The following is a 13,571-nucleotide window of genomic DNA, read 5'->3' as shown; positions in this document are numbered from 1 at the left end:
TTTAGAGTTTATCAGTATTAAAATTTGTAATTTTGTAAACTAGAAATAAACTTCAAAATAATTCTAGTAACCCATGTACAAATCTATTGTAAGACCAATTTTCTTTTTATTCGATCCAGAAAAAATCCATTATTTTACATTTTCTTTAATTAAGACTTTATGTAAAATTCCTTTTATGGCTTCAATCTTTAGAAGTTTATATGTGGTTGAAGATAAACGTTTAGAAAGAACTTTATTCGGAATTACATTTAAAAACCCTGTGGGTTTAGCAGCAGGTTTTGATAAAAATGCAGTTTTATATAACGAACTTGCAAATTTTGGTTTTGGTTTTATAGAAATAGGAACTGTAACGCCTAAAGGACAAGCAGGAAACCCAAAGAAAAGACTGTTTCGTTTAAAAGACGATCAAGGAATTATAAATAGAATGGGTTTTAATAATGATGGTTTACAAGCTGCTATTGAAAACTTAAAGAAAAATAAAGGTAAGGTTATTATTGGTGGAAACATTGGTAAAAATACAGCCACAACTCCAGATAATTATACAGCAGATTATTGTGAGGTTTTTAAAGAACTGCATCCTTTTGTAGATTATTTTGTACTGAATGTAAGTTGCCCAAATGTTGGGAGTCATGCAAAACTGAATGATAAAGACTACTTATTAGAGTTGATTTCTGCTTGTCAAAACTTAAACAACAAAGAAGAGATACAAAAACCAATTTTATTAAAAATTGCTCCTGATTTAAATAATAATCAATTAGATGAAATTATAGAGTTGGTCAATGAAACCAAAATTGATGGTGTAATAGCTTCAAATACTTCAACAAATAGAGATAATTTAAAAGCTTCCAAAGAGCGTTTAAAAGAAATTGGTAATGGTGGAGTAAGTGGACAACCTGTAAAAAACCAAAGTACAGCTGTTATTAAATATTTAGCAGATACTTCTAACAAATCTTTCCCAATCATTGGAGTAGGAGGTATTCATTCTGCAAAAGATGCTTTAGAAAAATTGAATGCTGGTGCAGATTTAGTGCAAGTTTACACAGGTTTTATTTATGAAGGACCAGGTTTAGTGAAGCGAATTAATAAGGCTATTTTAAATTTAAACGCAAAGTAACAAAGAAAAAACGCAAAGTTCGCGAAGAAATATTTTTATAAAAGTTTGAAATGATAACTTTGTATTTGCGAATTAAGCTTTTTTGCTTGATGTGGCAATTTCTTATTAAATATTGTGAATTTTAAATTACAGATTACTAGATTGTCGTTCGTAATAATATAATATTAACAAACCTGTTCCCCGTTTTTAATTTTTTCAGACGCTTTAAGTAAAACGACATTTCCATCAACATTATAAACACCAATAACCAAAACCTCGCTTATAAAGTTGGCAATTTGTTTGGGTTTAAAATTTACGATTGCAGAAACTTGTTTGTTTAATAAATCTTCTTTAGTATATAAATCTGTAATTTGAGCACTCGATTTTTTGACTCCTAATGCACCAAAATCAATTGTTAATTGATAGGCAGGTTTTTTGGCTTTTGGAAAATCATTGACTTCAATAATAGTTCCTATTCTAATATCAACCTTTAAAAAATCTTCGAAAGTAATTTCTTCTTTCATATTGTTTTCTTAGGATAAGTTTTCGTAGATTATATTAAATTAAGAATCAATTGGAAACCAGTAAAAAATTAAAAATCCTGAAGGAAGCTTTAACAGATGTTGATTCTTTTTTCTTTTATTTTATTTCCGATTTTTTCTGAGAATCAGTTACATAAGATTATGGTGTTTTTTTATTTAAAAAAAGAGTCAACAAACTCATGTTTATTAAAAACTTGTAAATCGTCTATTCCTTCCCCAACACCAATGTATTTTACAGGAATTTTAAACTGATCTGAAATACCAATTACAACGCCCCCTTTTGCAGTACCATCTAATTTAGTAACTGCTAAAGAAGTTACTTCTGTAGCTAATGTAAATTGTTTTGCTTGCTCAAATGCATTCTGACCTGTAGAGCCATCTAAAACTAATAATACATCATGAGGAGAATTGTCTACCACTTTTTGCATAACACGTTTTATCTTGGTCAACTCATTCATTAAATTCACTTTGTTGTGTAATCTACCTGCTGTGTCTATAATAACAACATCTGCATTTTGAGTAACAGCAGATTTTAAGGTGTCAAAAGCAACAGAAGCAGGATCAGATCCCATTTCTTGACGAATAATTGGTACGTCTGTTCTGTCTGCCCAAACTTGTAATTGATCTATGGCTGCTGCTCTAAAAGTATCTGCAGCACCTAAAACTACTTTTAACCCTTGTTTTTTAAATTGACTAGCAAGTTTACCAATAGTGGTTGTTTTACCAACTCCATTCACACCAACTACCATTATTACGTGTGGTTTATGATTGTTAGGAATTGTAAATTCGGTTTCATTACCAAGATTGGTTTCAGACAATAAACCTGCAATTTCTTCTCTAAGAATTTTGTTTAATTCGTCTGTGCCAACATATTTGTCTTTGGCAACTCTAGCCTCAATTCTAGTAATAATTTTTAAAGTGGTAGCTACACCAACATCAGATGCTACTAAAATTTCTTCTAAGTTATCTAAAACATCATCATCTACTTTAGATTTACCTGCAACAGCTTTTGTTAGTTTGCCAAAGAAACTTTCTTTAGACTTTTCTAATCCTTTGTCTAAGGTTTCTTTTTTTTCTTTTGAAAATATTTTTTTAAAAAAACTCATAATTCGAGTTGTTGGTTTTTAGTTGTTAGTTTTTTTAGTTGTCTAAAATTATACCAAAGTAAAAAATTGACAACTTGTCTGATTTTCAATAGAATTTGCAGATAAGTTGCGTTAGGGATTGTAGCGATATCCTTTTTTGTTTTTCACAAAAAAGATTTAGCCTTTCGACTTCGTTAAAGATATACTCCAAGCCCGACCTTTAGGGAACGCCCAAAAATACGGAATTATAAGACGCAAAAAAAAACTACTTTCTAAAAATAGAAAGTAGTTTTATATATTTTATGTAGTAAATACTACTTTTTAGCTAAAAATGCATCTACTTTAGCAGGATCCATGATAGATTCTACAAAAGTATAGGCTCCTGTTTTTGGAGATTTTACCATTTTGATAGCTTTGCTTAGTCTTTTAGAAGAAGTTTGTAAAGATGCTACTGTTTTCTTTGCCATTGTGTATGTTTTTTAATCTATATGCTCTGTTCTGAGTTCTAGATAGTTTAATTTATTTAATTTCTTTGTGAACAGTCATTTTCTTTAAGATAGGATTGAATTTTTTAATTTCCATTCTATCTGGAGTGTTCTTTTTGTTCTTTGTAGTAATATATCTAGAAGTACCTCTTTCTCCTGATGCTTTATGCTCTGTACATTCTAAGATTACCTGAACTCTGTTTCCTTTTTTTGCCATCTGTATATAATTTTATGAGCTGTAACTTATTTTGTTAAAAATCCGTTTGCTCTAGCTTCTTTAATTACTGCAGAAACTCCTAATTTATTAATATTTTTTAAAGCAGATGCAGATACTTTTAAAGTAATCCATTTATCTTCTTCTGGAATGAAAAAACGCTTGGTCATTAAATTAGCGTCAAACTTTCTCTTTGTTCTATTTAAAGCTTTAGAAACATTGTTTCCAACCATAGCTTTTTTTCCTGTTAATTCACAAATTCTAGACATCTTCTCGACAGTATTTTTAGTGTTATCTCTAAACGAGGTGCAAACTTACAATTAATTCTAATGATGAACAAAACAATTTTACAAATTTTTAAAGAATTTCTTTTAGTATAATTTCTAGTGATTTATTCACTGTTTTATTGATAACTTTTTCTCTGGGTTGACCAAAATTAAATTCTTCTGCAAATTCTTTATCATCAGCAACAAAAGCAATGCAAACAACACCTATACTTTTATCTGTATCATCTGTTGTAGGTCCTGCATTTCCTGTAACTGCAATAGCATAATCTGTTTTAAGTTTTCTTTTTACCCCTTTTGCCATTTCTAAGGCCACTTCTTTACTTACTACAGTGTGTGTTTGTATTGTTTGTTCAAAAACATCTAATAAATTAATTTTTGCTTCTTTACAATAAGCTACAATACTCCCTTTAAAATAACTAGATGCACCAGAAATAGCCACCAAATTTGCAGCTAATTTACCACCAGTTAAGCTTTCTGCAGTTGCAATGGTTTTGTTGCTTTTCTTTAAAATTTCTCCAATTCTTTTTTCTAAAGGACTATTGTCATCTAAACCTGCAATAATTTCTGGGATGAGTTGATAAATTTCAGCTACTTTTTCATTTAAAGTAGTTTCTAGTGTTTCTTTATTTTCGCCTTTGGCTGATAAACGCAATCTAACCCTGCCAAAAGATGGGAGGTAAGCTAATTTGATATTTGAGGGTAAATGATTTTCGAAATCTTCAATTCTTTCTGCAATAGTGCTTTCTCCTTGTCCATAAGTCATTATTGTTTTATGGATGATAAATGGAAGTTTGAATTTTTCTTGAATTCTAGGTAAAACCTCATTGGTAATTAAGCCTTTCATTTCATAAGGAACTCCTGGAAGTGACACAAAGACAGTTTCATTTTCGTAAAACCACATTCCTGGTGCAGTACCAAATTGATTCATTAACAAAGTAGCTTTGGATGGTAATAGTGCTTGTGTTTTTTGAATTTCTTTAAAAGGATGGTTCATTTTTGCAAACAGTCCTTTTATGTGTGCAATTACTTCTGGGTATTCTATAATTTTATCATCCTTAAAAAACTTAGCAATTGTTTTTTTTGTGATGTCGTCTTTTGTAGGACCTAAACCTCCTGTAATAATTACAATATCTACTCTGTCTTGTGCTTCTTTAAAAGCGTTTAAGATATGCTGTTCTTCATCTTGAATAGAAGTGATTTGGTATACAGAAACTCCTATTTTATTGAGTTCTTGTCCAATCCACTGAGAATTGGTATCTACAATCTGACCAATTAAAATTTCGTCTCCTATAGTTATAATTTCTGCGTTCATTTTTACTTTTTGAAAGCGACAAAGTTACAAAGTTGTAGGGTTGAAATAAGAAATCTAATGTATTAATTTGGTATAATTATTCAATTACTTATTTAACCAATATCTTCTTTTTTAACATTTCTGTTTTTTCTACTCCAGATATAGTTTAGTGCTTGAAAACTTACAAAATCAGTTAATATTGCAAAACAAAAAGATTTAATACTTAAAATGACTAATTTAAATTCGTTAACTAAAAACGATTCAAAAAGTCTAATATATAAAGGATGTATTAGTAGCCCTAAGAAAAATGAGGCAATGCCTAAAAAACCAAATAACCATTTATTTTTGTTGTGATTTTCTGCTTGTCAATAAAAATAAAATCCGATATAAAAAATAAGAATATAGCCTAGAATCTTCATTTTTCACCTATTTCATTGATCTTAGATTTTTTTAAACTTTCTTTTTCTAATTTTTTTCTTAAAATAATAAAGAGAATGTAGGGAATAATAATGCTTAGTAAAACAGATAAATTTCTATTAAAACTAAAACTTTGTAGGATTTCAAAATCTGTAATAAAGCCATAAATTAACAAATAGATAAATCTAATTATTAAAGAGAGAAAAAAACCAATACAAAAATAAATGGGGATGCTTTTTTCATATCTTTTTGCAAGATATACAAAACAACCTCCAATAAATATTGATGCAATTATTTGGATGCTAAAATTTATCAAATTTATTTTACTTTGATGTTAAACGCTTCTTTACCAGCTATTATACCTTTTAAAACATCATTTTCAATAACTTGGCCAACTCCTGCAGGTGTTCCTGTAAAAATGATATCTCCCTTTTTTAAAGTGAAGTATTGAGAAACATAAGAAATTAATTCGTCAGTTTTCCATAACATGGCATTGGTATTTCCATCTTGTACAATTGCATCATTTTTAAACAGTTGAAATTGTAAGTTTTCTAAATCAAATTGTTCCTTCGGATAAAATTCTCCCACAACTGCACTTCCATCAAAAGCTTTTGCTTTTTCCCAAGGTAAACCTTTTTCTTTGCATTTTGCTTGTACATCTCTTGCTGTAAAATCGATTCCGAGTCCTATTTCATCATAATATTTATGCGCAAATTTTGTAGCAATGTGTTTGCCAACTTTGTTGATTTTTACTAAAATTTCCACTTCATAATGTACATCATTAGAAAAAGGAGGAATAAAAAACGGGTTTTTTCTGGGTAAAATAGCTGAATCTGGCTTTAAAAAAATAACCGGACTTTCTGGTTTTTCATTTGCCAATTCTTCAATATGTTTTGCGTAATTGCGCCCAATACAAATTATTTTCATACTCAATTACTAATTTTAAATTATGAATTACGAATTATAGAACTTCGTAATTAAAATTTGTAATTAAAAATTACTCCCCAGCTTCAGGAAAAACAATGGCTCTATTTCCTGAAACAATTATTTGATGATTCAAATGGTTTTTTACAGCTCTTGCCAACACCAGTTTTTCAATATCAGCACCAATTCTTTTTAAGGTTGTTGGTGTACTTTCGTGTGTTACAGGTTTTACATCTTGCTCAATAATTGGGCCTTCATCTAAATCTACAGTTGCATAATGTGCTGTGGCACCAATTAATTTTACACCTCTTTCATAAGCTTTTTTATACGGATTTGCTCCTTGAAAAGCAGGTAAAAAAGAATGATGAATATTGATAATCTTCTCAGGATAACGATTGATAAAATCTGCTGATAAAATCTGCATATATCTAGCCATAATTACCAAATCGACTTCATTTACATCTAAAAGTTGTGCAACTTGTGCTTCTTGCTCTTGCTTAGTTTCTTTGGTAACAGGTAAATGATAAAAAGGGATTTTAAACATTTCTGCAATAGGTCTTAACTTATCATGATTACTAATAATCATGCTTACATTACAATCTAATCTACCTTCTTTAGATCTTTCTAATAAATCATATAAATTATGGCTTGTGTGAGAAACCATGATAGCTATATTTTGTTTTTTATCACTATAATTTACAGACCAATCGAATTTTAAAGGTGTTGCGAGTTCAAGAAAACTAGCTTCTAAGGTTTCTTTAGAAATATTTGTGCCATCTGCATTTAAACGAACACGCATAAAATAAGTATTTTCAATAGCATTTACATATTGCTGACAACTTAAAATATTAAATCCTTTTTCAAAAAAGAAACTGGTTATTTTAGCGACCAATCCTTTTTGATCTGGACATTTTATTAAAAAAGTGACTACTTGTGGTTTCATAATATCTTATTTTACAAGGGAGAATGCTCCCTTGCTTTACTAAAAACTTTGACTGCCTGCTGAATACTTAAAAACTGCCAACTATTTTATGGTATCCATTTTTTAGGGAAATTAGGCTTTCTCTTCTCTAAAAAAGCGTCTCTTCCTTCTTTTGCCTCATCAGTCATATAAGCAAGTCTTGTTGCTTCGCCCGCAAAAACTTGCTGACCAACCATGCCATCATCAGTTAAATTCATGGCAAATTTCAACATTTTTATTGAGGTAGGGCTTTTTTCTAAAATTTCTTGTGCCCATTGATAAGCTGTACTCTCTAATTCATCATGTGGAATTACTGCATTTACCATTCCCATTTCATAGGCTTCTTGTGCAGAATAATTTCTACCTAAAAAGAAAATTTCTCTTGCTTTTTTTTGCCCTACCATTTTAGCTAAATAAGCAGATCCATAGCCACCATCAAAAGAGGTTACATCTGCATCTGTTTGTTTAAAAATTGCGTGTTCTTTAGATGCTAAAGTTAAATCACAAACAACATGTAAACTATGTCCACCTCCAACTGCCCAGCCAGGTACTACTGCAATTACTGCTTTTGGCATAAACCTAATTAATCTTTGAACTTCTAAAATATTTAATCTGTGATAACCATCTTCACCAACATAACCTTGATGACCTCTTGCTTTTTGATCGCCACCAGAACAGAAAGAATATACGCCATCTTTTGTACTTGGTCCTTCTGCAGAAAGCAGCACAACACCAATATTTACATCTTCTGTAGCATCATAAAAAGCTTCGTATAATTCTTTGGTGGTTTTGGGTCTAAAAGCATTTCTAACATTAGGTCTGTTAAACGCAATTCTTGCAACTCCATTACATTTTTTATAAGTAATGTCTTCGTATTCTTTAACGGTTTTCCACTCGGGATTTGTCATGTTTTTGTATTTTGGACGTTCTTTTAGAAGAACAAAATAATTGATTGTAAAAATAAAAGATTCAAATTTAAAATAAAGAAATCGATCTTACTAATATGTGTTGTTTTTTTACTTAGGTAATAGTGATACTTTTAATTAAAGTTTGTTTTGTAAACATGAAAAAATCAAATAAAACATCTAATACTATAAAATTGACAAAAACGATACTTAAAAAAACACTTATTTCAATACTTAATTTTATAGCAAAAAGAAAGTCTAATTTTTTCTATAGTTACTATATGTTTCTGTTTTTTTGATACGTTTTTACCTAATTTTTCTTAAGGCCTAAATTTATTTAGGAATATAATTATCAACTACTCTTACCATTAAATCGTTTAGTTTTTCTACGCTAAATTCTCCAATAGTTGGTTTTATATGGCTATTACCAACGCCACTATCATCCGTAATAAAAACATAAGTTCCGTTTGTTAATATGGCAAAAGAACGCATTAAATATTCTGTAGGTTTGTCTATTCCAGAAGCTGTAATAGGTATTATTTTAATTCCTTTTTCTGCTGCCAAGGTTATATTAGATTCTAAATTAGAAATTACTTCTTGCGTGTAATGTGGAGGTGCATCTAACAATAGAAATAAGATGCGAGTAGAAGCATCATCATTCCATGAATTTTGAGTAATGGCAATATCTAGAGCAGTGTGAACAGCTTCTGGAAAATCGCCTCCACCATTTGCAGACTGTTTAGATATAAAAGAAATTAAGCTTTCTTGGTTTGTTGTAAAATTAAATGGGCGAGTTACATAATCATCTCCTTCATCTCTATAAAATACAGAGCCAAAACGCATTTCTAAAGAAGTATTGTTTTGTTTTATTCTTTGAATTACATTATTTAATTCGGCTTTTAAATAATCAATTTCGTCTCCCATAGAACCTGTTGCATCTACAGCAAAATAAATATCAACATTTTTTTTGTTGATGATGGTTTTGTTTATACTTATGTCATTAATTCCAATAGCGTATTCTTTTACATTGGTTATTATTTGTTTTGTGCCATCAATTTCTATTTCTGCTTTTAATTCATTTATTTCTAAATCAGACCATAACGTTGCTTCTCCTTTGGCATCTGTTTTAGTTTTCCAAACTTCAACTTGGTTGTAAAGTAGTTTGATTTTACAGTTTGCAACAGCAGATGCATTATTATCTTTCACAAAAAAAGAATATCTTTTTATTTCTTTAAGATTCCATTTATTTGCTTCCTTATAATATTCTTGATCGCTTAATAAATTGTTCCAAAAATCCCAATTATTTAGATCGCTCCATTCACCAGCAGTTAAGATTCCTGGTTCAAATTGTTCATTTGGGTTTCCAAATCGAAAATCACTTTTAACTGAGCTTTCAATTAAAGCATCACTTAAGATACTAAAATCTGAATCTCTATTGGTGTTTTCAGGTACTATTACTTCTCCAAATAAACTTGTTTTATTAATGTCTGTTTTGCTTAAAGGTTCATCATCATCTTTAGAACAACTGTATAGCAGTATACTTATAGTAAATACTATAAAACTAAATTTTATAAAAGGGTTAATTTGTTTCATTTTCTTTGTTTTTAATATAGATGGATAAAAAAGGAAAACGTTGCGTCTTTTTATTGTTTGTAAATAATTTAAAATTATTATATAATTTCTAATTTTTGTCTTTTAAGAGTAAAAAAGTATTTTTTTTGATAAAATTTATACTTTCTCCTTCAAAACAGCAATTTCATCACGCAATTTAGCAGCCACAATAAAGTCTAATTCTTTTGCAGCGGCTTCCATTTGTTTGCGTTTTTTACGAATTCTATCTTCAATTTCTTCTTTTGGTAAATATTGCAAATCTTGCTCTGCAGCAACTTGTTTTGCGTTGTCATAATGGTAACTAGAAACTGCTGATTTTGTTAAGGTATCATCAATTTTTTTATTAATTTGAGTGGGTACTTTATTATGTTTTGTGTTGTATGCAATTTGTTTTTCTCTCCTTCTTTCTGTTTCATCTATGGTTTTTTGCATACTATTTGTAATTTTATCAGCATATAAAATAGCCAAACCATTTACGTTTCTTGCAGCTCTACCCACAGTTTGTGTGAGTGATTTTACATTTCTTAAAAAACCTTCTTTATCAGCATCTAAAATAGCCACTAAAGAAACTTCTGGTAAATCTAAACCTTCTCTTAAAAGATTCACTCCAATCAAAACATCAAACAAACCTTTACGCAAATCTTGCATAATTTCTACACGCTCTAAAGTATCTACATCAGAATGTATGTATCTACAACGTATGTCTACTCTTGTTAGATATTTAGTCAATTCTTCTGCCATTCTTTTGGTTAATGTGGTTACCAAAGTACGTTCGTCTTTTTCTACACGAATTTGAATTTCTTCAATTAAATCATCTATTTGATTTAAACTAGGTCTTACCTCAATTGGTGGATCTAATAAGCCTGTAGGTCTAATAATTTGCTCAACAAAAACACCTTCTGTTTTCTGCAATTCATAATCTGCAGGTGTTGCAGAAACAAATATGGTTTGATTTTGAACGGCTTCAAATTCCTCAAACTTTAAAGGACGATTGTCCATTGCAGCAGGCAATCTAAAACCATATTCTACCAAATTTTCTTTTCTACTTCTATCTCCACCATACATTGCATGGGTTTGTGGTACAGTAACATGACTCTCATCAATAACCATTAAATAATCATCAGGAAAATAATCTAACAAACAGAAAGGTCTTGTGCCTGGTTCTCTACCATCTAAATATCTTGAATAATTTTCAATACCAGAGCAATAGCCTAATTCTCGTATCATTTCTAAGTCAAATTCTGTACGTTCTTTGATTCGTTTTGCTTCTAAATGTTTCCCCATTTCATTGAAAAAATCCACTTGTTTCATCATATCATCCTGAATTTGATGAATGGCATTTTGTAACACATCAGGAGAAGTAACAAATAAGTTTGCAGGATAAATTGTCAACTCTTCAAACGTTTCTAAAACAAGGTTGCTCTCTAAGTCAAAAGATTCAATTTCTTCAATTTCATCGCCAAAAAAATGGATTCTATAGCCATTGTCTCCATAAGAAGGATAAATGGTTACTACATCACCTTTTACTTTAAAGGTACCACTTTTTATTTCGTGTTCTGTTCTAGAATATAAGCTTTGTACTAATTGGTGTAAAAATTTGGTTCTTGCAATTTGCTGATTTACAGCAACAGGAATTACATTTTTCTTAAATTCTACAGGATTACCAATACCATATAAACAAGAAACAGAAGCAACCACCAAAATATCTCTTCTACCAGAAAGCAGGGAAGAAGTGGTGCTTAAACGCAAACGCTCTATATCTTCATTAATAGATAAATCTTTTTCAATAAAAGTACCTGTTACTGGTATGTAGGCTTCTGGTTGATAATAATCGTAATAAGAAACAAAATACTCTACAGCATTATCAGGAAAAAACTGCTTAAATTCAGAATATAATTGGGCAGCCAACGTTTTATTATGTGCTAAAACTAAGGTTGGTTTTTTTACTTCTTTTACCACATTGGCAACAGTAAATGTTTTTCCAGAACCTGTAACACCTAAAAGAGTTTGATATTTTTCTCCTCCATTAATTGCTTCTGCAAGTTCTTTTATTGCTTGTGGTTGATCTCCTGTAGGAGAAAATTCTGATACCAATTTAAATTCCATCTTGTAAAAATACGGATACTTTATAAAAAAGTACCTGTATTTAATTAAGATTTAAATAAGGTTTTAAATTTTTATTGATAACCTTTTTTAAAATTTGTTATACCAGAAAATATATCTTTTCTAGTAAATAACAAACCATTTTTAAGGTATAAATGTTGTTATTAACAGTTCTTATTTATTACCAACACGTAATATTTTTTCCATTTTACGTCCTTTTGCTAATTCATCATACAACTTTACTAAATACCTACACTTTTTGTATAATTGGAATTCATCTGGTATTTCTTCAATTGTATAGCCACAAACAACACCTTTAATTCAATGAGCATTAGGGTTTAGTTCCGCTTTTTGAAAGAACGTCTCAAAAGTTGCTTTTTCATCTATCAATTGTTTTATACTTTTAGCATCAAAGCCAGTAAGCCACTTAATTATTTGATGAAATTCTTCTTTCGTTCTTCCGTTTTTCTGTAACCTTTTTAGGTAATGAGGGTAAACAGAGGCAAATATTATTTCACCAATTTTTTATTTTTTCAGCAATAACTTTCATTGTAGTTAGGTTTTAGTCAACCTATTTTAGTACGGTTTATTGCTAGGTATTATAGCAATTAATAATGATAAGATATTTAGCAAAACACGTATTATTACTTAGATAACCCTTAATACTCATTAAAATCGTAATCATCATCAAAACTACCATATTCATCATCAATATCTCCATCATCGCCAAAACCATCATCTAATTTTTCTGCAATAAACTCTTTTTCTGGAGCTTCACTTGGTATTTCTCCAACGGTTAAAATAATCTGTGGCAATCCTTCTTTTTGTTCTGTAGAAATTTCAATAACTTCCACATAGAAAGTCCACATTTTTAAGAAATCATACACGTAAATTAGCTTGTCGTTTTCTTCTAATAAAGTATCCTTTAAAATACAAGTTTGCATAGAAATTCCTTCGCCAATTTCTTCCATATTAAACAAGGGAATTTCCTCTCCTTGGTTCCATTCTTCATCAGTTCTATAAAAAGAAGCCATTTCTTTTCCTCCAAAACCAAAAGCTTTGGCAATTGTTACATGTAAATCTTCTAAATTTAGTTTGTCATCAACTAAAATAGTTCTAATTACATCTTCTTTTGTGTCTAAAATTACGCGTATTTTGTACATGAAATTGTTTCAATTATCTACAGCAAAAATACAAAATTTTATATGTACTTTTACATTATAATCAGAATGATATGGATACTGTTGCTATTTTAAAAGCGTTTAATGAGCGTAATAAAAACACATTAATGGAAACGCTTGATATTGAATATGTTGCTATTGGTAATGATTTTTTAACAGCAAAAATGCCTGTAAATGCCAGTGTTCATCAACCTTATGGGCAATTGCATGGTGGTGCAACTGCTGCTTTGGCAGAGAGTGTTGGTAGTGTTGCTTCTAACTTTTTTATTGATAACAAAACACAATATATAAATGGAATTCAGTTATCCATTAATCATATTAAAAGCAAGAAAGAAGGGACTGTTTTTGCAACAGCTAAAAATATTCACAAGGGCAGAACTACACATTTATGGGAAGTTAGAATTGTTGATGAAAATGATCATTTAATTTCTGTTGCTAAAATGACGAATATTGTTTTGGATAAAAAATAGTT

Annotated in this window: 14 protein-coding genes and 1 pseudogene; 2 read left to right on the top strand and 13 right to left on the bottom strand. The window is 29.9% G+C overall.

The features are described 5' to 3' along the window. Window positions 1-73: 73 nt before the first annotated feature. Window positions 74-1,114: a quinone-dependent dihydroorotate dehydrogenase gene (locus tag Q0731_RS10485; protein WP_299063725.1), complete on the top strand. Its 1,041-nt coding sequence runs from the start codon at window positions 74-76 to the stop codon at window positions 1,112-1,114. Between the two features lie 164 nt (window positions 1,115-1,278). Here Q0731_RS10485 and Q0731_RS10480 read toward each other — a convergent pair whose 3' ends face one another. From Q0731_RS10480 to Q0731_RS10420, 13 genes and pseudogenes are all read right to left on the bottom strand, one after another. Next, window positions 1,279-1,617 carry a tRNA-binding protein gene (locus Q0731_RS10480; protein ID WP_299063720.1) on the bottom strand — a complete coding sequence of 113 codons (339 nt, stop codon included), beginning with the start codon at window positions 1,615-1,617 and terminating at the stop codon, window positions 1,279-1,281. Window positions 1,618-1,787: 170 nt separating this feature from the next. Continuing rightward, window positions 1,788-2,741, bottom strand: a complete 954-nt coding sequence (gene ftsY / locus Q0731_RS10475; protein ID WP_299063718.1) for a signal recognition particle-docking protein FtsY — start codon at window positions 2,739-2,741, stop codon at window positions 1,788-1,790. 293 nt (window positions 2,742-3,034) lie between these two features. After that, window positions 3,035-3,187: a DUF4295 domain-containing protein gene (locus tag Q0731_RS10470; RefSeq protein ID WP_299063716.1), complete on the bottom strand. Its 153-nt coding sequence runs from the start codon at window positions 3,185-3,187 to the stop codon at window positions 3,035-3,037. A gap of 52 nt (window positions 3,188-3,239) precedes the next feature. Then, window positions 3,240-3,422: a 50S ribosomal protein L33 gene (rpmG, locus tag Q0731_RS10465; RefSeq protein ID WP_026775116.1), complete on the bottom strand. Its 183-nt coding sequence runs from the start codon at window positions 3,420-3,422 to the stop codon at window positions 3,240-3,242. Between the two features lie 26 nt (window positions 3,423-3,448). Continuing rightward, entirely contained in the window at window positions 3,449-3,688 is a 240-nt protein-coding gene (gene rpmB, locus Q0731_RS10460) for a 50S ribosomal protein L28 (RefSeq protein ID WP_299063709.1), read from the bottom strand. An 88-nt stretch (window positions 3,689-3,776) separates the two neighbouring features. After that, window positions 3,777-5,018, bottom strand: coding sequence for a competence/damage-inducible protein A (locus Q0731_RS10455; protein WP_299063706.1), 1,242 nt, complete (start codon window positions 5,016-5,018; stop codon window positions 3,777-3,779). 714 nt (window positions 5,019-5,732) lie between these two features. Then, window positions 5,733-6,341 (bottom strand): fumarylacetoacetate hydrolase family protein, encoded by a 609-nt coding sequence (locus Q0731_RS10450; RefSeq protein WP_299063703.1) that lies wholly within the window; start codon window positions 6,339-6,341, stop codon window positions 5,733-5,735. A gap of 70 nt (window positions 6,342-6,411) precedes the next feature. Continuing rightward, window positions 6,412-7,281: a formyltetrahydrofolate deformylase gene (purU, locus tag Q0731_RS10445; RefSeq protein ID WP_299063701.1), complete on the bottom strand. Its 870-nt coding sequence runs from the start codon at window positions 7,279-7,281 to the stop codon at window positions 6,412-6,414. 86 nt (window positions 7,282-7,367) lie between these two features. After that, the gene (locus Q0731_RS10440; RefSeq protein ID WP_299063696.1) at window positions 7,368-8,207 is read right to left on the bottom strand and encodes a 1,4-dihydroxy-2-naphthoyl-CoA synthase; all 840 of its coding nucleotides are present in this window, start codon (window positions 8,205-8,207) and stop codon (window positions 7,368-7,370) included. Between the two features lie 330 nt (window positions 8,208-8,537). After that, entirely contained in the window at window positions 8,538-9,797 is a 1,260-nt protein-coding gene (locus Q0731_RS10435; protein WP_299063693.1) for a VWA domain-containing protein, read from the bottom strand. Between the two features lie 135 nt (window positions 9,798-9,932). Further along, on the bottom strand, window positions 9,933-11,921 hold the full coding sequence (uvrB, locus tag Q0731_RS10430; RefSeq protein ID WP_299063690.1) for an excinuclease ABC subunit UvrB: 1,989 nt from the start codon (window positions 11,919-11,921) through the stop codon (window positions 9,933-9,935). Between the two features lie 171 nt (window positions 11,922-12,092). Then, window positions 12,093-12,468, bottom strand: a pseudogene (locus Q0731_RS10425) (DUF2200 domain-containing protein). Window positions 12,469-12,577: 109 nt separating this feature from the next. Continuing rightward, window positions 12,578-13,081 carry a hypothetical protein gene (locus Q0731_RS10420; protein WP_299063688.1) on the bottom strand — a complete coding sequence of 168 codons (504 nt, stop codon included), beginning with the start codon at window positions 13,079-13,081 and terminating at the stop codon, window positions 12,578-12,580. 71 nt (window positions 13,082-13,152) lie between these two features. Between Q0731_RS10420 and Q0731_RS10415 the strand changes: the two genes are divergently transcribed. Then, entirely contained in the window at window positions 13,153-13,569 is a 417-nt protein-coding gene (locus Q0731_RS10415; RefSeq protein ID WP_299063687.1) for a PaaI family thioesterase, read from the top strand. The last annotated feature ends 2 nt before the right edge of the window (window positions 13,570-13,571 follow it).

This window comes from uncultured Polaribacter sp., from assembly GCF_947497695.1.
Classification (GTDB): Bacteria; Bacteroidota; Bacteroidia; order Flavobacteriales; family Flavobacteriaceae; genus Polaribacter.
This window is presented reverse-complemented; position numbering and strand designations above follow the sequence as displayed.

Bases quoted from the DNA above. Each gene is read 5' to 3' on its own strand.
- purU (WP_299063701.1), bottom strand. From the start codon at position 7,281: ATGAAACCACAAGTAGTCACTTTTTTAATAAAATGTCCAGATCAAAAA.
- Q0731_RS10440 (WP_299063696.1), bottom strand. From the start codon at position 8,207: ATGACAAATCCCGAGTGGAAAACCGTTAAAGAATACGAAGACATTACT.
- Q0731_RS10480 (WP_299063720.1), bottom strand. From the start codon at position 1,617: ATGAAAGAAGAAATTACTTTCGAAGATTTTTTAAAGGTTGATATTAGA.
- uvrB (WP_299063690.1), bottom strand. From the start codon at position 11,921: ATGGAATTTAAATTGGTATCAGAATTTTCTCCTACAGGAGATCAACCA.
- Q0731_RS10470 (WP_299063716.1), bottom strand. From the start codon at position 3,187: ATGGCAAAGAAAACAGTAGCATCTTTACAAACTTCTTCTAAAAGACTA.
- Q0731_RS10450 (WP_299063703.1), bottom strand. From the start codon at position 6,341: ATGAAAATAATTTGTATTGGGCGCAATTACGCAAAACATATTGAAGAA.
- ftsY (WP_299063718.1), bottom strand. From the start codon at position 2,741: ATGAGTTTTTTTAAAAAAATATTTTCAAAAGAAAAAAAAGAAACCTTA.
- Q0731_RS10415 (WP_299063687.1), top strand. From the start codon at position 13,153: ATGGATACTGTTGCTATTTTAAAAGCGTTTAATGAGCGTAATAAAAAC.
- Q0731_RS10455 (WP_299063706.1), bottom strand. From the start codon at position 5,018: ATGAACGCAGAAATTATAACTATAGGAGACGAAATTTTAATTGGTCAG.
- Q0731_RS10485 (WP_299063725.1), top strand. From the start codon at position 74: ATGTACAAATCTATTGTAAGACCAATTTTCTTTTTATTCGATCCAGAA.
- Q0731_RS10435 (WP_299063693.1), bottom strand. From the start codon at position 9,797: ATGAAACAAATTAACCCTTTTATAAAATTTAGTTTTATAGTATTTACT.
- Q0731_RS10420 (WP_299063688.1), bottom strand. From the start codon at position 13,081: ATGTACAAAATACGCGTAATTTTAGACACAAAAGAAGATGTAATTAGA.
- rpmG (WP_026775116.1), bottom strand. From the start codon at position 3,422: ATGGCAAAAAAAGGAAACAGAGTTCAGGTAATCTTAGAATGTACAGAG.
- rpmB (WP_299063709.1), bottom strand. From the start codon at position 3,688: ATGTCTAGAATTTGTGAATTAACAGGAAAAAAAGCTATGGTTGGAAAC.